This is a genomic window from Halomonas sp. SS10-MC5 (assembly GCF_015992245.1).
Classification (GTDB): Bacteria; Pseudomonadota; Gammaproteobacteria; order Pseudomonadales; family Halomonadaceae; genus Halomonas; species Halomonas sulfidoxydans.
The window spans coordinates 3,949,995-3,968,416 of the sequence record NZ_CP065435.1 but is presented as its reverse complement, the minus strand read 5'-3'; the positions used below and the strand labels follow the sequence as shown (position 1 = coordinate 3,968,416).

Annotated in this window: 13 protein-coding genes, 7 tRNA genes and 3 rRNA genes; 22 read left to right on the top strand and 1 reads right to left on the bottom strand. The window is 61.3% G+C overall.

Annotated features, from left to right (window positions below):
- Positions 1 to 419: 419 nt before the first annotated feature.
- Positions 420 to 2,144, top strand: coding sequence for an acetolactate synthase 3 large subunit (locus I4484_RS18515; protein ID WP_197448647.1), 1,725 nt, complete (start codon positions 420 to 422; stop codon positions 2,142 to 2,144).
- Complete coding sequence (gene ilvN, locus I4484_RS18510; protein WP_111415356.1) at positions 2,144 to 2,635, top strand: acetolactate synthase small subunit; 492 nt, start codon at positions 2,144 to 2,146, stop codon at positions 2,633 to 2,635. Before I4484_RS18515 ends, ilvN begins: the two co-directional genes overlap by 1 nt.
- Positions 2,636 to 2,710: 75 nt before the next feature.
- Here ilvN and ilvY read toward each other — a convergent pair whose 3' ends face one another.
- The gene (gene ilvY, locus I4484_RS18505) at positions 2,711 to 3,598 is read right to left on the bottom strand and encodes an HTH-type transcriptional activator IlvY (protein ID WP_197448646.1); all 888 of its coding nucleotides are present in this window, start codon (positions 3,596 to 3,598) and stop codon (positions 2,711 to 2,713) included.
- A 181-nt stretch (positions 3,599 to 3,779) separates the two neighbouring features.
- Between ilvY and ilvC the strand changes: the two genes are divergently transcribed.
- From ilvC to rplL, 20 genes are all read left to right on the top strand, one after another.
- Complete coding sequence (ilvC, locus tag I4484_RS18500; RefSeq protein ID WP_197448645.1) at positions 3,780 to 4,796, top strand: ketol-acid reductoisomerase; 1,017 nt, start codon at positions 3,780 to 3,782, stop codon at positions 4,794 to 4,796.
- Between the two features lie 152 nt (positions 4,797 to 4,948).
- Entirely contained in the window at positions 4,949 to 5,827 is an 879-nt protein-coding gene (gene pssA, locus I4484_RS18495; protein WP_197448644.1) for a CDP-diacylglycerol--serine O-phosphatidyltransferase, read from the top strand.
- 706 nt (positions 5,828 to 6,533) lie between these two features.
- Positions 6,534 to 8,073 (top strand): 16S ribosomal RNA (locus I4484_RS18490).
- Positions 8,074 to 8,169: 96 nt separating this feature from the next.
- A tRNA-Ile gene (locus I4484_RS18485) sits at positions 8,170 to 8,246 on the top strand.
- 109 nt (positions 8,247 to 8,355) lie between these two features.
- Positions 8,356 to 8,431 (top strand) — tRNA-Ala (locus tag I4484_RS18480).
- Between the two features lie 17 nt (positions 8,432 to 8,448).
- A tRNA-Ala gene (locus I4484_RS18475) sits at positions 8,449 to 8,537 on the top strand.
- 198 nt (positions 8,538 to 8,735) lie between these two features.
- Positions 8,736 to 11,625 (top strand): 23S ribosomal RNA (locus tag I4484_RS18470).
- A gap of 101 nt (positions 11,626 to 11,726) precedes the next feature.
- Positions 11,727 to 11,842, top strand: a 5S ribosomal RNA gene (gene rrf / locus I4484_RS18465).
- The 16S, 23S and 5S rRNA genes sit together here with 3 tRNA genes alongside, the layout of an rRNA operon.
- 584 nt (positions 11,843 to 12,426) lie before the next feature.
- A complete protein-coding gene (locus tag I4484_RS18460) occupies positions 12,427 to 13,410 on the top strand; it encodes a biotin--[acetyl-CoA-carboxylase] ligase (RefSeq protein WP_197448643.1) in 984 nt (327 codons plus the stop codon).
- Complete coding sequence (locus I4484_RS18455; RefSeq protein ID WP_197448642.1) at positions 13,407 to 14,246, top strand: type III pantothenate kinase; 840 nt, start codon at positions 13,407 to 13,409, stop codon at positions 14,244 to 14,246. The genes I4484_RS18460 and I4484_RS18455 overlap by 4 nt, the downstream gene beginning before the upstream one ends.
- Positions 14,247 to 14,363: 117 nt before the next feature.
- A tRNA-Tyr gene (locus I4484_RS18450) sits at positions 14,364 to 14,447 on the top strand.
- A 46-nt stretch (positions 14,448 to 14,493) separates the two neighbouring features.
- A tRNA-Gly gene (locus tag I4484_RS18445) sits at positions 14,494 to 14,567 on the top strand.
- A gap of 40 nt (positions 14,568 to 14,607) precedes the next feature.
- Positions 14,608 to 14,682, top strand: a tRNA-Thr gene (locus I4484_RS18440).
- Positions 14,683 to 14,824: 142 nt separating this feature from the next.
- Positions 14,825 to 14,900: transfer RNA gene (locus I4484_RS18435), tRNA-Trp, on the top strand.
- 68 nt (positions 14,901 to 14,968) lie between these two features.
- Positions 14,969 to 15,337, top strand: a complete 369-nt coding sequence (secE, locus tag I4484_RS18430; protein ID WP_197448641.1) for a preprotein translocase subunit SecE — start codon at positions 14,969 to 14,971, stop codon at positions 15,335 to 15,337.
- Between the two features lie 8 nt (positions 15,338 to 15,345).
- Positions 15,346 to 15,879 (top strand): transcription termination/antitermination protein NusG, encoded by a 534-nt coding sequence (gene nusG, locus I4484_RS18425; RefSeq protein WP_197448640.1) that lies wholly within the window; start codon positions 15,346 to 15,348, stop codon positions 15,877 to 15,879.
- Between the two features lie 91 nt (positions 15,880 to 15,970).
- Positions 15,971 to 16,402: a 50S ribosomal protein L11 gene (rplK, locus tag I4484_RS18420; protein WP_071943762.1), complete on the top strand. Its 432-nt coding sequence runs from the start codon at positions 15,971 to 15,973 to the stop codon at positions 16,400 to 16,402.
- A 2-nt stretch (positions 16,403 to 16,404) separates the two neighbouring features.
- A complete protein-coding gene (gene rplA, locus I4484_RS18415) occupies positions 16,405 to 17,097 on the top strand; it encodes a 50S ribosomal protein L1 (RefSeq protein ID WP_197448639.1) in 693 nt (230 codons plus the stop codon).
- Positions 17,098 to 17,362: 265 nt separating this feature from the next.
- The gene (gene rplJ / locus I4484_RS18410; protein ID WP_111413330.1) at positions 17,363 to 17,866 is read left to right on the top strand and encodes a 50S ribosomal protein L10; all 504 of its coding nucleotides are present in this window, start codon (positions 17,363 to 17,365) and stop codon (positions 17,864 to 17,866) included.
- A gap of 90 nt (positions 17,867 to 17,956) precedes the next feature.
- Positions 17,957 to 18,331, top strand: a complete 375-nt coding sequence (rplL, locus tag I4484_RS18405; RefSeq protein ID WP_111413331.1) for a 50S ribosomal protein L7/L12 — start codon at positions 17,957 to 17,959, stop codon at positions 18,329 to 18,331.
- The last annotated feature ends 91 nt before the right edge of the window (positions 18,332 to 18,422 follow it).

Below are 18,422 nucleotides of genomic sequence, written 5' to 3'. Positions count from 1 at the left end.
TTATAGGTTGCGTCCTGTAACCCCCTTGCCCGCCCGCGGCTTCGCCGGCGGGCTTTTTTACGGTGTGCTTCCGTTCGCAGCCGCAACACGGTTGACACTGCCGCTAGGCTGTTGGAATCTTGAGCGTTCCTGATTTGCGGGCGCGGACTCCTGCGGGCAACCCCCCATCCCCGCGCGAAGGGTGGGCCGACTGGCCTCTACCCGCCGAAGGACTACCGGAATGCGGTCAACCGCCGCTTCTGGCCAATGCCCCGACGCGGCGATCCGCCGTGATGAGAGTGCAGGCCCCAACCGGGCCTAATGCCAGGGTTTGGCATCAGGTGTCGGCCTCGCCGACAGCGGCATACCGCCGCACTCGAATCCGTGCCCACCCAACAAGGGCGCGGATCGCACTCGAGACCTCCAGGGGAGAGACACAAGTGGAATTGCTTTCCGGCGCGGATATGATTGCCCGATTCCTGCAGGATGAAGGCGTCGAATACATCTATGGCTATCCGGGCGGCGCGGCGCTGCACATCTACGATGCACTGTTCCGTCAGGACAAGGTCAAGCACATCCTGGTGCGCCACGAACAGGCGGCCACCCACGCCGCTGACGGCTATGCGCGAGCCTCCGGCAAGCCCGGCGTGGTGCTGGTCACCTCCGGCCCCGGTGCCACCAACGCCGTCACCGGCATCGCCACCGCCTACATGGATTCGATTCCCATGGTGGTGCTGTGTGGTCAGGTGATGAGCCACCTGATCGGCGACGACGCCTTCCAGGAAACCGACATCATCGGCGTGACCCGCCCGATCGTGAAGCACAGCTTCTCGATCAAGCACCCGACCGAGATTCCCGAAGTTCTGAAGAAGGCCTTCTATCTGGCCTCGACGGGGCGTCCCGGCCCGGTGGTGGTGGACATTCCCAAGGACATGACCGCACCCACCGAGCGCTACGAGTACGTCTACCCGAAGAAGGTCAAGATGCGCTCCTACAATCCGGTGGCGCGGGGGCATACCGGTCAGATCAAGAAGGCCGTGGAGATGATGCTCAAGGCCAAGCGGCCGGTGTTCTACACCGGCGGCGGGGTCATCACCGGGCGTGCCTGCGAGGGGCTGACCGACCTGGTCAAGCGGCTCGGCTACCCCATCACCACCACGCTGATGGGCATCGGTGCCTACCCGCAGAGCGACCGGCAGTGTCTGGGCTGGCTGGGCATGCACGGCTCCTATGAATCCAACATGGCCATGCATCACGCCGACCTGATCATCGCCATCGGGGCGCGTTTCGACGACCGCGTGACCAACAACACCTCCAAGTTCTGTCCCACGGCCAAGATTATCCACGTCGACATCGACCCCAGTTCGGTGTCGAAGACGGTGCGTGCCGACGTCCCCATCGTGGGGCCGGCGGCCAGCGTGATCGACGAGATGATCAGCCTGGTGCAGGGCAAGGAGATCGCCCATCCCGAGGCATTGGCGGAGTGGTGGGACAAGATCGACGGCTGGCGCGAGGAGCGCCGCGGCAAGCTCTACGAGCCTTCCAGGCCGGGCGAGCAGCTCAAGCCGCAGGAGGTGATCGAGGCGCTGTGCGAGGTCACTCGCGGCGAGGCCTACGTCACCACCGACGTGGGCCAGCACCAGATGTTCGCTGCCCAGTACTACAAGTTCGACAAGCCCAACCGCTTCATCACCTCGGGCGGGCTCGGCACCATGGGCTTCGGCTTTCCGGCGGCCATGGGCATCAAGCAGAACTTCCCCGAGGAGCAGGTGGTGTGCGTCACCGGCGAGGGCAGCTTCCAGATGATGATGCAGGAACTCTCCACCTGTAAGCAGTTTGGCGGTGGGGTGAAGATCATCAACCTGAACAATGCCTCGCTGGGCATGGTGCGTCAGTGGCAGGACCTCAACTACAAGTCGCGTCATGCGCACTCCTACATGGAGTCGCTGCCCGACTTCGCCAAGCTGATCGAGGCCTACGGCTTCACCGCGCTGCGGGTGGAGACGATGGACGAGCTGCGCCCGGCGCTGGAGCGTACCTTCGCCGACAAGCACGAGCTGGTGTTCGTCGATGTCATCGTCGACCCGCGCGAGCACGTTTACCCGATGCAGGTGCCGCTGGGCTCCATGCGTGACATGCTGCTTTCCAAGACGGAGCGGACCTGATGCGCCATATCATCTCGATTCTCATGGAAAACGAACCGGGCGCACTGTCTCGCGTGGTAGGGCTGTTCTCGCAGCGCAACTTCAACATCGAGACGCTCAACGTGGCGCCCACCGAGGACCCGTCGCTGTCGCGGCTGACCGTGACCACCGTGGGTGACGACCGGGTGATCGAGCAGATCACCAAGCACCTCAACAAGCTGATTGACGTGATCAAACTGGTCGACCTCACCGAGGGCAACCACATCGAGCGCGAGCTGATGCTGGTCAAGGTCAAGGCGCTGGGAGCGGCCCGCGACGAGGTCAAGCGGACCGTCGACATCTTCCGCGCACAGATCGTCGACGTCACGCCGAGTCTCTATACGGTGCAGATCACCGGCGATGCGCCCAAGCTCGATGCCTTCCTGCAGGCCATGGGGCCGGTGGGGGTGCTTGAGGTGGCGCGCACCGGGGTGTCGGGTATTGCCCGTGGCGACAAGGTCCTCTCGCTCTGATTTGCGACTGCGCCCGTGACGTAAAGCTACCTCTGTAGCGTGTTAGGCCGCCCTGAGGGGCGGCTTTTTTCGTCGCTAGCGTTCGGTGACCGTTTCCCACAGCGCCTGGATCAGCGGGCTCTTGAGCTGACGGTTGAGCACGCAAAGGCCGACATCGTAGTAGGGCAGCTCGGGCTTGACCGGCAGTACCCGCACACGCTCCGCCAAGGGGCTGTTGTCGAGCACGATCTTCGGTACCACGCCAATGCCGAAGCCCAGGCCCACCATGCTGACGATCGCCTCGTGCCCCGCCACTTGGGCGTAGATGGTGGGCGACACCCCCAGGGCGCGAAACCAGGTATTGGCGTAATCCCGCGACAGACCCGCCTCGGACAGGATCATGGGCACCCCCTGCCACTGCTCGACGGAGGGCGATTCCGGGGTGGCGGGAACCCAATTTGCCTGCTCCACGGGAGCGATGAAAACCAGCGGCGAGCGGGTCAGCGACTTGAAGGCCAGGGCGCCGGGAGCGCTACGGGGGCGCGGCGTGATGGCCATGTCCTCTTCGCCGGCGAGCACGCGGTTCATCGCTTCTGCCGGGTCGCCGGTGTGAAGCTTGAGCTCGATGCGCGGGTGGCGCAGGCGGAAATCGCTGAGCAGGTCGTAGAGAAAGCTGTAGCTGGCCGTGACCGAGCAATAGATGCTGATCTCCCCGGCGAGTTCTCCCGATGCGCTGCTGAGGTCGTGCTGCAGTCGCTCCCACTGCGCGAGGGCCTCGCGAGCGTACTCGTGGAACTGCCGGCCCTGGCGGGTCAGGGCGACATGGCGGTTATCGCGCACGAACAGCGGCGCGTCCAGGCTCTCTTCCAACTGGCGGATGGTGCGGGAGAGCGTCGAGGGGCTGACGTGGCACAGCTCGCTGGCGCGTCCGAAGTGCAGCGTATCGGCGAGGGCGAGGAACTGCTTGAGGGGGCGCATATCCATTGCGTCATTATTGCATGATGCGGGACGTAATGTTGCAAATATCGCGTTTTACGCAACGAGCGCGTGGCGCTAAGGTTGTGCCATCGAATGAGCCGACTCCCAGTGCCGCGACAGACGGCGCGGGTGGCCATCAACGCTGACATCAATCGAAACCTCACACTTCGCTTTCAGGAGCAATGCCATGCGTGTCTATTACGACAAGGACTGCGACCTCTCCCTCATCCAGGGCAAGAAGGTCACCATCGTGGGTTATGGCTCGCAGGGCCACGCCCATGCCAACAATCTCAAGGAATCCGGCGTCGACGTCACCGTCGCCCTGCGCTCGGGCTCCTCTTCTGCGGCCAAGGCCGAAGGGGCTGGTCTCAAGGTCGCTTCCGTCGAAGAGGCGTGTCAGTCCGCGGACCTGGTCATGATCCTGGCGCCGGACGAAAATCAGAAGGCGATCTACGAGAACCAGGTCGAGCCGAACCTCAAGCAAGGCGCCACCTTGGCCTTTGCTCACGGCTTCAATATCCACTACAACCAGATCGAGCCGCGTAAGGACCTCGACGTGATCATGGTCGCCCCCAAGGCGCCGGGCCACACCGTGCGCTCCGAGTTCGTCAAGGGCGGCGGCATTCCCGACCTGATCGCCATCCACCAGGATGCCTCCGGCAAGGCCAAGGAGCTTGCGCTCTCCTATGCCGCAGCCATCGGCGGCGGCCGCAGCGGCATCATCGAGACCACCTTCAAGGACGAGACCGAGACCGACCTGTTCGGCGAGCAGGCCGTGCTGTGCGGCGGCGCCGTGGAGCTGGTCAAGGCCGGCTTCGAGACCCTGACCGAAGCCGGCTACGCCCCTGAAATGGCCTACTTCGAGTGCCTGCACGAGCTCAAGCTGATCGTCGACCTGATGTATGAAGGCGGTATCGCCAACATGAACTACTCCATCTCCAACAACGCGGAGTATGGCGAGTACGTGACCGGCCCCGAGGTGATCAACGAGCAGTCCCGCCAGGCCATGCGCAATGCGCTCAAGCGCATCCAGACCGGTGAATACGCCAAGATGTTCATCCAGGAAGGCGGTTCCAACTACCCGTCAATGACGGCGCGCCGGCGTCTGAACGCCGAACACGAGATCGAGCAGGTCGGCGCCAAACTGCGCGGCATGATGCCGTGGATCGCCGCCAACCAGCTGGTCGACAAGAGCAAGAACTGAGTCATTGGACTCGTTCCGTTGAAGGCCAGGGCGCGGATTTCCGCGCCCTGGTCGTATCTGGTTGATAGCTACTGCGCTTTTCGCTTCGGCATCACCGTGTAGAATGAAGGCAACACCTACGAGTGGCCCCATTCTGGCAACGGATGAGACGAATGAGTCAGGATTCCCGCAATACCGAACACGACATCCATCGTGATGGCGCCCAGGCAGATCCTGCCACTAGCAAGGACGAGCGGTCGGACGAGGAGGATCTGGCCGCTGCCTTCGTGCGGGAGACGGAAGTGGTTGAGGAATCGATCGAGGATGGCAAGAAGGTCCGGCGCAGAGGGATCTACCTGCTGCCCAACCTCTTTACCACGTCGGCGCTGTTCGCCGGCTTCTTCTCGGTAGTGGCAGGCATCAACGGCGACTTCACCGCGGCAGCGGTGGCGATCTTCATTGCCATGGTACTCGATGGCCTCGATGGCCGCGTGGCTCGCTTGACCAATACCCAGAGCGCCTTCGGTGCCGAGTACGACAGCTTGTCCGACATGCTCTCCTTCGGCGTGGCCCCGGCGTTGGTGGCTTTCACCTGGATTCTCCAGGACATCGGCAAGACCGGCTGGGTCGTGGCTTTTCTTTATGTCGCCTGTGCGGCGCTGCGCCTGGCGCGCTTCAACGTGCAGATCGGCAGCGTCGACAAGAAGTGGTTTATCGGCTTGCCGAGCCCTTCTGCCGCAGCCTTCGTGGCGGCCAGCGTCTGGACCTTCCACAGCTTCGATGCCGAAGCCTTCGGCTTCAAGCTGCTGATGATGTTCGTCGTGGCGGCAGCGGGGGTGCTCATGGTCAGCAATATTCGCTACTACAGCTTCAAGGACATCGACCTCAAGGGGCCGGTGCCCTTCGTGGTGCTGCTAGCCATCGTGCTCGGCTTTGTGGTGATCTCGGTCGAACCCTCCGTCATGCTGCTGCTGCTGTTCGGTGCCTACGTCGCTTCGGGGCCGACCCTGGCCATCATGCGCAAGATGAGGCATGCGCCTCCGGAGGGCTGAGCCTGCGGTAAGACGCCAGCGCCCGCCCCGTGCGGGCGTCGTCGTCTCCGCCGCTCACGCAAAACCATCCACAACCCCTCGACGCCGAGCGGCTGTGGATAGTCCGCTCGCCCAGGTGGCGCCATCGCTCCGTCATCGTCGTGAAATTTTTTTACAAACGGCTCTTGCAGGGACGCAGGGAAAACCGTAAAGTACGCATCCGCTGCCGGCGACGGGCAACGTGGCCAGCGGTGGGAAGAGTGATAAGTGGTTGTCATGCTTTGAGTTTTTCGACTCGCTTCGCAAGATTCGCGCTTGACGCCCACGGTGGATTCGGTAGAATGCGCCCCACTCGAAGGCAAGTCCGCAAGCGGGCTTGCGGTCGCCGGCTCAGGCGGGTCTTCGCGGTCAGGATCACCTCGGTGACGGCCTCGAAGAGAGTTGACAAACTCCGACGCTTCAGTAGAATACGCCTTCCTCGCAGGGCGCTGGCGAGGCCCCTCGGTCACGGGATCGACGGCCACGACAGCAAGCGAGCTGCTCTTTAACAATCGATCAGGTAATTCATGTGGGCGCTTGTCGATGAGGTGGTGAGAAGTCACACCATTTCAAGGCAAGCGACTCGTCGAGACCTTCGGGTCTTTTGAGAAGCTTTGACCTTGAGCCGAGTTTGGTTCGCTTTCGTCCGTTTCTTCGGGAAGGGGCGAGCAAGAACCGCAATGATTTGAAACTGAAGAGTTTGATCATGGCTCAGATTGAACGCTGGCGGCAGGCCTAACACATGCAAGTCGAGCGGCAGCACGGGGAGCTTGCTCCCTGGTGGCGAGCGGCGGACGGGTGAGTAATGCATAGGAATCTGCCCGGTAGTGGGGGATAACCTGGGGAAACCCAGGCTAATACCGCATACGTCCTACGGGAGAAAGCAGGGGACCTTCGGGCCTTGCGCTATCGGATGAGCCTATGTCGGATTAGCTGGTTGGTGAGGTAATGGCTCACCAAGGCGACGATCCGTAGCTGGTCTGAGAGGATGATCAGCCACATCGGGACTGAGACACGGCCCGAACTCCTACGGGAGGCAGCAGTGGGGAATATTGGACAATGGGCGCAAGCCTGATCCAGCCATGCCGCGTGTGTGAAGAAGGCCCTCGGGTTGTAAAGCACTTTCAGTGGGGAAGAACGCCTTCCGGCTAATACCCGGGAGGAAAGACATCACCCACAGAAGAAGCACCGGCTAACTCCGTGCCAGCAGCCGCGGTAATACGGAGGGTGCGAGCGTTAATCGGAATTACTGGGCGTAAAGCGCGCGTAGGCGGCTTGATAAGCCGGTTGTGAAAGCCCCGGGCTCAACCTGGGAACGGCATCCGGAACTGTCAGGCTAGAGTGCAGGAGAGGAAGGTAGAATTCCCGGTGTAGCGGTGAAATGCGTAGAGATCGGGAGGAATACCAGTGGCGAAGGCGGCCTTCTGGACTGACACTGACGCTGAGGTGCGAAAGCGTGGGTAGCAAACAGGATTAGATACCCTGGTAGTCCACGCCGTAAACGATGTCGACTAGCCGTTGGGTCCTTCGCGGACTTTGTGGCGCAGTTAACGCGATAAGTCGACCGCCTGGGGAGTACGGCCGCAAGGTTAAAACTCAAATGAATTGACGGGGGCCCGCACAAGCGGTGGAGCATGTGGTTTAATTCGATGCAACGCGAAGAACCTTACCTACCCTTGACATCCTGCGAACCCTTCGGAGACGAAGGGGTGCCTTCGGGAACGCAGAGACAGGTGCTGCATGGCTGTCGTCAGCTCGTGTTGTGAAATGTTGGGTTAAGTCCCGTAACGAGCGCAACCCTTGTCCCTATTTGCCAGCGATTCGGTCGGGAACTCTAGGGAGACTGCCGGTGACAAACCGGAGGAAGGTGGGGACGACGTCAAGTCATCATGGCCCTTACGGGCAGGGCTACACACGTGCTACAATGGTCAGTACAAAGGGTTGCGAACTTGCGAGAGTGAGCCAATCCCAGAAAGCTGATCTCAGTCCGGATCGGAGTCTGCAACTCGACTCCGTGAAGTCGGAATCGCTAGTAATCGTGAATCAGAATGTCACGGTGAATACGTTCCCGGGCCTTGTACACACCGCCCGTCACACCATGGGAGTGGACTGCACCAGAAGTGGTTAGCCTAACCTTCGGGAGGGCGATCACCACGGTGTGGTTCATGACTGGGGTGAAGTCGTAACAAGGTAGCCGTAGGGGAACCTGCGGCTGGATCACCTCCTTAAACGACGTATCACGCCTCGCGGCAAGTGCTCACAATGAATTACCTGATCGGCCAGAGCAAAGACTGTTTGGGTCGACGACCCAGTGGTTGTAAGCCGGGTCTGTAGCTCAGTTGGTTAGAGCGCACCCCTGATAAGGGTGAGGTCGGCAGTTCAAATCTGCCCAGACCCACCAATTTCGCCGGATACGGCGTTGCTTTGAACCTCGCATAGCGAGCTATGCGTCGGCCCAAAGCGCCTTGTCTCCGACGAAATTCATCGCCAGTTGCAATGCGGTGATCAGTGGGGCCATAGCTCAGCTGGGAGAGCGCCTGCCTTGCACGCAGGAGGTCAGCGGTTCGATCCCGCTTGGCTCCACCACTTTCTTCGGAAAGGCCGGAAGAGCTCAGCTGGGAGAGCGCCTGCCTTGCACGTCAGGTGGTCGCGCCGGGGTCGCGCACGACTTCGATCCCGCTTGGCTCCACCATTTCTCCAAGCCAGTCTTGATCTGCAGAGACCAGCGGCAAGTCATCAGACTTTCCACTGTTCTCTGAACAGTCTGCTCTTTAACAATGTGAATCATGCTGACAAGTTTTCCCCGCAAGGGGAAAGCAAAAGTGATACGTCTCAAGCGTATCCGGCAATTGTCGTACGTGATCGCAGACCAGACCCCTTCGGGTTATATGGTCAAGCGATTAAGCGCATACGGTGGATGCCTTGGCAGCCAGAGGCGATGAAGGACGTGGTAGCCTGCGATAAGGCTCGGTGAGGTGGCAAACAACCTGTGACCCGGGCATTTCCGAATGGGGAAACCCACCCAGCACCAGCTGGGTATCCCACACTGAATCCATAGGTGTTGGGAGGCGAACCGGGGGAACTGAAACATCTAAGTACCCCGAGGAAAAGAAATCAACCGAGATTCCCCCAGTAGCGGCGAGCGAACGGGGAGTAGCCCTTAAGCGGCACGACTGGTAGGCGAACGAGCTGGGAAGCTCGACCATAGGGGGTGATAGTCCCGTAGCCGAAACCTGAGTGTCGTGAAATCGAGTAGGTCGGGGCACGTGAAACCTTGACTGAAGACGGGGGGACCATCCTCCAAGGCTAAATACTCCTGGCTGACCGATAGTGAACCAGTACCGTGAGGGAAAGGCGAAAAGAACCCCGGAGAGGGGAGTGAAATAGATCCTGAAACCGTATGCGTACAAGCAGTGGGAGCCCCTTCGTGGGGTGACCGCGTACCTTTTGTATAATGGGTCAGCGACTTATTTTCAGTGGCGAGCTTAACCGAATAGGGGAGGCGTAGGGAAACCGAGTCTTAACTGGGCGACCAGTCGCTGGGAATAGACCCGAAACCGGGCGATCTATCCATGAGCAGGTTGAAGGTTGAGTAACATCAACTGGAGGACCGAACCAGGATCTGTTGAAAAAGATTTGGATGACTTGTGGATCGGAGTGAAAGGCTAATCAAGCTCGGAGATAGCTGGTTCTCCTCGAAAGCTATTTAGGTAGCGCCTCACGTATCACCACCGGGGGTAGAGCACTGTTTCGGCTAGGGGGCCATCCCGGCTTACCAACCCGAGGCAAACTCCGAATACCGGTGAGTGCAAGCGTGGGAGACACACGGCGGGTGCTAACGTCCGTCGTGAAAAGGGAAACAACCCAGACCGTCAGCTAAGGTCCCGAAATCCTGGTTAAGTGGGAAACGATGTGGGAAGGCTCAGACAGCTAGGAGGTTGGCTTAGAAGCAGCCATCCTTTAAAGAAAGCGTAATAGCTCACTAGTCGAGTCGGCCTGCGCGGAAGATGTAACGGGGCTAAACCAGGTACCGAAGCTACGGGTTCGTCGAATGACGAGCGGTAGAGGAGCGTCGTGTAAGCCGATGAAGGTGGATTGAGAAGTCTGCTGGAGGTATCACGAGTGCGAATGCTGACATGAGTAACGACAAGGGGAGTGAAAAACTCCCCCGCCGGAAGACCAAGGGTTTCTGTTCGACGCTAATCGGAGCAGAGTGAGTCGGCCCCTAAGGCGAGGCCGAAAGGCGTAGTCGATGGGAAACGGGTCAATATTCCCGTACCTCACTGTATTGCGATGGGGGGACGAAGAAGGCTAGGTGGGCCAGGCGTTGGTTGTCCTGGTGAAAGCCAGTAGGCTGGGATCTTAGGCAAATCCGGGATCCCAAGGCCGAGAGGCGAGACGAACACCCCACGGGGTGGAAGTCATCGATGCCACGCTTCCAGGAAAAGCCTCTAAGCTTCAGATACAGTGGGACCGTACCCCAAACCGACACAGGTGGTCAGGTAGAGAATACCCAGGCGCTTGAGAGAACTCGGGTGAAGGAACTAGGCAAAATGGTGCCGTAACTTCGGGAGAAGGCACGCCGCGTTAGTGTGAAGGCCCTCGCGGCTGGAGCACGAGGCGGTCGAAGATACCAGGTGGCTGCAACTGTTTATTAAAAACACAGCACTCTGCAAACGCGCAAGCGGACGTATAGGGTGTGACGCCTGCCCGGTGCCGGAAGGTTAAGTGATGGTGTTAGCCCTCGGGCGAAGCTCCTGATCGAAGCCCCGGTAAACGGCGGCCGTAACTATAACGGTCCTAAGGTAGCGAAATTCCTTGTCGGGTAAGTTCCGACCTGCACGAATGGCGTAATGATGGCCACGCTGTCTCCACCCGAGACTCAGTGAAATTGAAATCGCAGTGAAGATGCTGTGTACCCGCGGCTAGACGGAAAGACCCCGTGAACCTTTACTATAGCTTCACACTGGACGCTGATGTTGCTTGTGTAGGATAGCTGGGAGGCTAGGAACCCCGGACGCCAGTTCGGGTGGAGCCAACCTTGAAATACCAGCCTGGCATCATTGGCGTTCTAACTCAGGTCCGTGATCCGGATCGAGGACAGTGTGTGGTGGGTAGTTTGACTGGGGCGGTCTCCTCCCAAAGCGTAACGGAGGAGCACGAAGGTACCCTCAGCACGGTCGGAAATCGTGCATTGAGTGCAAGAGCATAAGGGTGCTTGACTGCGAGACAGACACGTCGAGCAGGTACGAAAGTAGGTTCTAGTGATCCGGTGGTTCTGTATGGAAGGGCCATCGCTCAACGGATAAAAGGTACTCCGGGGATAACAGGCTGATACCGCCCAAGAGTTCACATCGACGGCGGTGTTTGGCACCTCGATGTCGGCTCATCACATCCTGGGGCTGAAGTCGGTCCCAAGGGTATGGCTGTTCGCCATTTAAAGTGGTACGCGAGCTGGGTTTAGAACGTCGTGAGACAGTTCGGTCCCTATCTGCCGTGGGCGTTGGATGTTTGAGAAGAGCTGCTCCTAGTACGAGAGGACCGGAGTGGACGCACCTCTGGTGTTCCGGTTGTCACGCCAGTGGCATTGCCGGGTAGCTACGTGCGGACGGGATAACCGCTGAAGGCATCTAAGCGGGAAGCCCCCTTCAAGATGAGACATCCCCGAGGCCTCGAGCCTCCTGAAGGGCCCAGCGAGACCAGCTGGTTGATAGGTCGGGTGTGGAAGCGCTGCAAGGCGTTGAGCTAACCGATACTAATGGCCCGTGAGGCTTGACCATATAACCCCAAGGGGTCTGCGCATCGCGCACGATTGACGGATACGCACCGCGCCGGTAGGCGCGGGCGAGACGATCACGCAGCATGATTCCAACCGTTTTCGCCTGACGACCATAGCGAGTGGGAACCACCTGATCCCATGCCGAACTCAGCAGTGAAACCGCTCAGCGCCGATGGTAGTGTGGGGTCTCCCCATGCGAGAGTAGGTCATCGTCAGGCATCTTTTCAGAAACCCCGGCCAACTGGTCGGGGTTTCGCCGTTTAAGGGCCTCCCACGTAGAGTAGCGGAGCGCCGCCCGAGTCATCGTCAGGCATCCATTCCAAAACCCCAGCTTCGAAAGAGGCTGGGGTTTTTTCATGGGCATGGGGAGACCCGCTCTTCGTTTCGTGGGGCCGCTTCGCGGACCGGTCCCTCGCCGGCTCGGGGCGTTCGAGCGCCCCCGCGGCGGTGCCGCTAGGGGCCGGGCGCTCTCACCCCCATGCGAGAGTAGCGGAGCGCCGCCCGGGTCATCGTCAGGCATCTCTTCAGAAACCCAGCTTCGAATGAGGCTGGGTTTCGTCGTTTCAGGGGCCGCCCAGGGATCCCGCCTGTCGGGAACAGGCGGAAACTGCGCTAGCAGGCCCGAAGGGCGCGTCTCAGGATGAGACAAGTCGAGTTGCGGAGCGCCGCCCGGCTCGTCAGGCATCACTCTCGAAAACCCCGAGCACGACAGTGCTCGGGGTTTTTTCTTTAACCGATCAATGCGTTTCCGCAACCGCAGCAGTTCGCTAGAATGGATCTTTTCCCGGTTAGGGCACAGGGCATGACCATTGGCGACCTCATTCGGCTGCTGAGTGACGGGGAGTTCCACTCCGGCGAGCAGTTGGGCGTACGGCTGGGTGTATCCCGCACTGCGGTCTGGAAGCAACTGAAGAAGCTCGAGGCGATGGACATCCCCCTCGAGGCGGTCAAGGGACAGGGCTACCGGCTCTCCACGCCGCTGGAGCTGCTGAATGGCGGGATGATCGTGGCCGGCCTGTCGCGCCGGGGGCGTCAACATCTCGCCAGGCTGTTCGTCGAGGAGACGCTGCCTTCAAGCAACGAATTCATTCGTCAGCGCTTTGCCCAAGGCGCGGGTCACGGCGAAGTGTGCCTGGTCGAGCAGCAAAGTGCAGGGCGCGGTCGCCGCGGTCGCGTCTGGTCGACTCCTTGGGGGCGTGCCCTGATGCTATCGGTAGGCTGGCGTTTCGAGTCCGGTATCGCCGTGCTGGAAGGGTTGAGTCTGGCAGTGGGCGTGGCCCTGGCCAGGGTGCTGGAGCGCCACGGCGTGAGCCCCAGGCTGAAGTGGCCAAACGATGTGCTGCTCGAGGACGGCCAGGGTCGACTGGGCAAGCTGGCCGGCATTCTGGTCGAGATCAGCGGTGACACGACGGGCCCCTGCGAGGTTGTGGTCGGCATGGGGATCAACTTCGATCTTCCCGCGAGCTTCCGTGAGCGCATCGAGCAACGTGTCGCCGCGGTGGCCGACCAGGTGCCTTCGCTATCTCGTAACCGGCTGGCCGCGGAATTGCTGGACGAGCTGATGCCGCTGCTGGCAGGCTACGAGTCGTCCGGCTTTGCTGCCTGGCAGGCGGAATGGAACCGGCGCCATGCCTTCCAGGGGTGCGAGGTCGAGGTGCTGCGTGGGCAGCAGCGCCTTCTGGCCACCGCCGAATCCGTGGACGAATCAGGCAATCTCTGGGTCCGCCATGGTGATCGACGAGAACGCCTGGGAGGAGGGGAGATCAGCGTGCGTGGGCGTACATGATCCTTGATCTGGACATCGGCAATACCCTTTCCAAGTGGCGATTGAAGGATGCCGACAGCAGCGAGATCCGTTCGCGCGGCGCCGTCTGGACCCGCGAGGAGTGGAAGCCTGGCTCCGATATACCCGACCTGGACGTGGTCGAGGCGGTGCGCATCTCCAGCGTCGCCCGTCAGGCGGTGCTGGAGCAGACCGTGGCGCTGCTGCAGAATCGCGTGCGCGGCGTACATGTGGCGCGTTCGGTGCCGGAGGCGCTGGGTGTCGTCAACGGCTACGAGGAGCCGCATCGGCTGGGTGTCGATCGCTGGATGGGCGTGTTGGCCGGCTACCAATTGGCCGGCGGCTGCTGCGCCGTGGACTGTGGTAGCGCCATCACCATCGATTTCGTGCTGCCGGGAGGGCGACACCTGGGAGGCTACATCCTGCCGGGTCTGCGCTTGATGAAGGAGAGCCTCAAGCTCGGCACCCGTAACGTCGCCATCGACCCCGATAGCGAGGCGGAGGAGCTTCTGCTGCCCGGCCGACGTACCGTCGAGGCCGTGAATCATGGCATCTACCTGGCAGCCGTCAGCGCCGTGAACCGCATCTATGCTGAGGTGTGCGATCGGGAAGGGGTCGCTCTTCCGATGTTGCTGACGGGCGGCGATGCCCGGGTGGTGGCGCGGGGGGTGCACTCCCCTCATGCGGTCTGGCCCGACATGGTCTATGGCGGCCTGGAAGCCTGCTTTCCGTTGACGGCGGCCGAGCGGGCCGGTCGCATGTCGGGCGCGCCGCGAGTGCCTGCCCCGGCGGGGCTGGAAAAAATCCGGGCAGGCCTTGCATTCTCCATGTTGCTTTGACACAATGCAGCGCGTTCCGAGGCCAAGGGCTCGCGGCCAAGCTGCGGCTGCCTGGCAAGTGGCTGAAAAATAAGCCCTTGACATGGTTTCGGTAGGCGGTAGAATGAGCCGCCATCTGGAGGGGTTCCCGAGTGGCCAAAGGGAGCAGACTGTAAATCTGCCGCGAAAGCTTCGAAGGTTCGAATCCTTCCCCCTCCACCAGATAAGCCGATCCAGGCAGTGGTTCTGGGTGGGAAAGAGTGGGTAGGCGGGCATAGTTCAATGGTAGAACCTCAGCCTTCCAAGCTGATGATGCGGGTTCGATTCCCGCTGCCCGCTCCAGGTGCTGCTCCTGCTAGGGGCAGGTGAAGCCAAAGGTTTTGCTCATGTAGCTCAGGGGTAGAGCACACCCTTGGTAAGGGTGAGGTCGACGGTTCAAATCCGTCCATGAGCTCCAATTCGAAAGGCGAGCGCAGGCTCGCCTTTCTTTTCTTCGCGGCGAAGGTCCGTCGGAGAGGGTTGCCAGTCGGCGAGTCATCCGCTATCATGGCGCCCGCTGTTGTGCATGCTGCCTGCAAGAGGTAATGCATACCAGATACAGGCCAGTAGCTCAATTGGCAGAGCAGCGGTCTCCAAAACCGCAGGTTGGGGGTTCGATTCCCTCCTGGCCTGCCAACCTTCCCCAGGTTGGCATTCTTCATACGAACATACTCGATTGCCGCACCCTGAGGAGTCTCGTTTTCATGAAACACAACGCCGAGGTGCAGGAGTCGCGCCGCGACGGGCTCAAGTGGGCGGTTGTCGTCACGCTGGTGGTGCTGGCGGTAGTGGGGAATACCTATTTCGCCGACCAGGCGCTTCTCTATCGTGTGCTCGGTGTCGTCGTGCTCTGTGCGGGTGCCGCGGCGGTTGCGCTGACGACCGCCCGGGGGCGGGATCTCGCCGAGCTGGCCAAGAATGCCAAGAAAGAGATTCAGCGCGTGGTATGGCCGACCCGACCCGAGACCGTGCAGACGACCGTGATCGTGCTGGTCGCCGTGCTGGTCGTCGGGCTGATGCTGTGGCTGATCGACACCCTACTTAGCTGGGCGATGTCCGGCGTCATCGGTTAGGAGTTTTCATGTCCAAGCGTTGGTACGTCGTGCACGCCTACTCGGGCTTCGAGAAGCATGTCATGCGCTCCCTCAAGGAGCGCGTGAAGATGTATGCCATGGAGGATCGCTTCGGCGAGATCCTGGTGCCGACCGAAGAGGTCGTCGAGGTGCGTGACGGCAAGCGCCGTAAGAGTGAACGCAAGTTCTATCCCGGCTACGTGCTGGTCGAGATGGAGATGGACGACGCCACCTGGCACCTGGTCAACGAGACGCCTCGGGTCATGGGGTTTATTGGCGGCACCAAGGAGAAGCCGGCGCCGATCACCCAGCGGGAGGCCGATGCCATCCTGCGCCGGGTGAAGGACGGCAGCGACAAGCCGCGGCCCAAGACGATGTTCGAGCCGGGGCAGTCCGTGCGCGTCATCGACGGCCCCTTCGCCGACTTCAATGGCGTGGTCGAAGAGGTCAATTACGACAAGAGTCGCCTGCAGGTCAGCGTGCTGATCTTCGGCAGGGCGACGCCGGTCGAGCTCGAGTTTTCCCAGGTCGAGAAAGAGTGACGCTTCTCGACCGCTGATTTGCTGTGCGGCCACTTCGGCGGCCGTCTAACCCGGGGAGCCGCTAGGCGCTACTACCCAACTGGAGTCCATCATGGCCAAGAAAGTACAGGCTTACATCAAGCTGCAGGTGGCAGCAGGTAAGGCCAACCCGAGTCCCCCCGTGGGCCCTGCGCTGGGTCAGCACGGTGTCAACATCATGGAGTTCTGCAAGGCGTTCAACGCCGCGACCCAGGACATCGAGCCGGGTCTGCCGACTCCCGTGGTCATCACCGTCTATTCCGACCGCAGCTTCACCTTCATCACCAAGACCCCGCCGGCGGCGGTCCTGCTGAAGAAGGCGGCTGGCATCAAGTCCGGCTCCGGTGAGCCGAACAAGAAGAAGGTCGGTACCGTGACCCGCGAGCAGCTCGAGGAGATCGCCAAGACCAAGGAGCCGGACCTGACGGCTGCCGACCTCGACGCCGCGGTACGTACCATTGCCGGTAGTGCCCGCAGCATGGGCCTGAACGTGGAGGGTCTCTGATCATGGCCAAGCTTTCCAAGCGCGCACAGATGATTCGCGAGAAGGTCGATGCCACCAAGGCGTACAGCCTGGAGGAGGCCGTGGCGCTGCTCGCCGAGCTCTCCACCGTCAAGTTCAAGGAGTCACTGGACGTCGCCATCAACCTGGGCGTCGATCCGCGTAAATCCGACCAGGTGGTGCGCGGTGCCACCGTGATGCCCAACGGGACCGGCAAGGACGTGCGCGTCGCCGTGTTCACCCAGGGTGCCAACGCCGATGCCGCCAAGGAAGCCGGTGCCGACATCGTCGGCATGGATGACCTGGCCGAGCAGGTCAAGAAGGGTCAGCTCGACTTCGACGTGGTCATCGCCTCGCCGGACGCCATGCGTGTGGTCGGCCAGTTGGGTCAGATCCTCGGTCCGCGCGGCCTGATGCCGAACCCCAAGGTCGGCACCGTGACGCCCGACGTGGCGACCGCAGTGAAGAACGCCAAGGCCGGCCAGGTGCGTTTCCGTACCGACAAGAACGGTATCATCCACACCACGCTGGGCAAGGTCGATTTCGATGCCGACGCCATCCGGGGCAACCTGGAGGCGCTGGTCGCCGATCTCAAGCGTCTCAAGCCGAGCACGTCCAAGGGCATCTACTTCAAGAAGGTCACCCTGTCCACTACCATGGGCCCGGGCCTGACCCTCGACCATTCCGCGCTGGTCTAAGGGCGCGGAGCGGAAGCAGTTGCAAGAACTTTGCGGTCCCCGAACGTCTTGCCCGGCAGGGCGTGAGGGGCGCCGTCAAAGACCGCAGGTGCCGCCCTCTCTCGAGTGGGCGGCTTAATCTCCCCTTGGGGTTGCCTGCGCAGATGGTGTGGCCGCCAGAACGCTGGTGTGCACCATCACCCAGGACTTCCGTCGGCGCTCGGCGTCACGGAAGAGATGGTAACCTCCGGAGCCCAGGTGGTTCCGGCACGAAGGAGTGATCACTGTGCCACTAGCACTCGAAGGCAAGAAGGCGATCGTTGCCGAGGTCAGTGAAGCGGCCAAGGGCGCTCTCTCCGTCGTAGTTGCCGATTCTCGTGGCGTCACGGTCGAGAAGATGACCGGTCTGCGTAAGCAGGCGCGCGAGAATGGCGTCCAGCTGCGTGTTGTTCGCAACACCCTGGCACGCCGCGCCCTCTCGGGCACTCAATGGGAGTGTCTGAACGAGAGCTTCGTCGGTCCGACTCTGCTGGCGTTTTCCACTGAACATCCGGGCGCAGCCGCCCGCCTGTTCAAGGACTTCGCCAAGGATGAGAAGAACTTCGAAGTCAAGGCGCTGGCCTACGAAGGCGAGCTGATCCCGGCAAGCGACATCGACCGTCTGGCGACCCTGCCGACCTATGACGAGGCCATCGCCAAGCTGATGTCCGTCATGAAGGAGGCATCCGCCGGCAAGCTGGTTCGTACGCTGGCCGCCCTGCGCGACCAGAAGCAGGAACAGGCCGCCTGATCGGCGAACTCATTACTGCTGCCTGAATCGAACACTGAACAGACGAGTACTCGGTGCGCCGAGGCTCCCGCAAAGTTAGGAATCATCGAAATGGCACTGACCAAAGAAGACATCATCAACGCCGTCGCCGACATGTCCGTGATGGAAGTCGTCGAGCTGATCGAAGCGATGGAAGAGAAGTTCGGCGTTTCCGCCGCGGCCGCCGTCGTGGCCGGCCCGGCTGCTGGCGGTGACGCCGGCGCTGCCGAAGAGCAGACCGAGTTCGACCTGGTGCTGACCAGCGCCGGCGACAAGAAGGTCAACGTGATCAAGGCCGTCCGCGAGATCACCGGCCTGGGCCTGAAGGAAGCCAAGGGTGCCGTCGACGGCGCACCGGCGACCATCAAGGAAGCCATGTCCAAGGACGAGGCCGAAGAGGCCAAGAAGAAGCTGGAAGAAGCCGGCGCCACCGTGGAACTCAAGTAACCCCTTGGTTTCCATGGCTTCACGCGCTGCGTAAGCTTCCATGGCTGGTGGCGGGCCTTCCCGCTGCCGGCCTTTTTCTGTTGCACTAGCG

Excerpts from the sequence above, each read along its gene's own strand:
- ilvN (WP_111415356.1), top strand. The coding sequence starts at position 2,144 with ATGCGCCATATCATCTCGATTCTCATGGAAAACGAACCGGGCGCACTG.
- ilvY (WP_197448646.1), bottom strand. The coding sequence starts at position 3,598 with ATGGATATGCGCCCCCTCAAGCAGTTCCTCGCCCTCGCCGATACGCTG.
- ilvC (WP_197448645.1), top strand. The coding sequence starts at position 3,780 with ATGCGTGTCTATTACGACAAGGACTGCGACCTCTCCCTCATCCAGGGC.
- pssA (WP_197448644.1), top strand. The coding sequence starts at position 4,949 with ATGAGTCAGGATTCCCGCAATACCGAACACGACATCCATCGTGATGGC.
- I4484_RS18460 (WP_197448643.1), top strand. The coding sequence starts at position 12,427 with ATGACCATTGGCGACCTCATTCGGCTGCTGAGTGACGGGGAGTTCCAC.
- I4484_RS18455 (WP_197448642.1), top strand. The coding sequence starts at position 13,407 with ATGATCCTTGATCTGGACATCGGCAATACCCTTTCCAAGTGGCGATTG.
- secE (WP_197448641.1), top strand. The coding sequence starts at position 14,969 with ATGAAACACAACGCCGAGGTGCAGGAGTCGCGCCGCGACGGGCTCAAG.
- nusG (WP_197448640.1), top strand. The coding sequence starts at position 15,346 with ATGTCCAAGCGTTGGTACGTCGTGCACGCCTACTCGGGCTTCGAGAAG.
- rplK (WP_071943762.1), top strand. The coding sequence starts at position 15,971 with ATGGCCAAGAAAGTACAGGCTTACATCAAGCTGCAGGTGGCAGCAGGT.
- rplA (WP_197448639.1), top strand. The coding sequence starts at position 16,405 with ATGGCCAAGCTTTCCAAGCGCGCACAGATGATTCGCGAGAAGGTCGAT.
- rplL (WP_111413331.1), top strand. The coding sequence starts at position 17,957 with ATGGCACTGACCAAAGAAGACATCATCAACGCCGTCGCCGACATGTCC.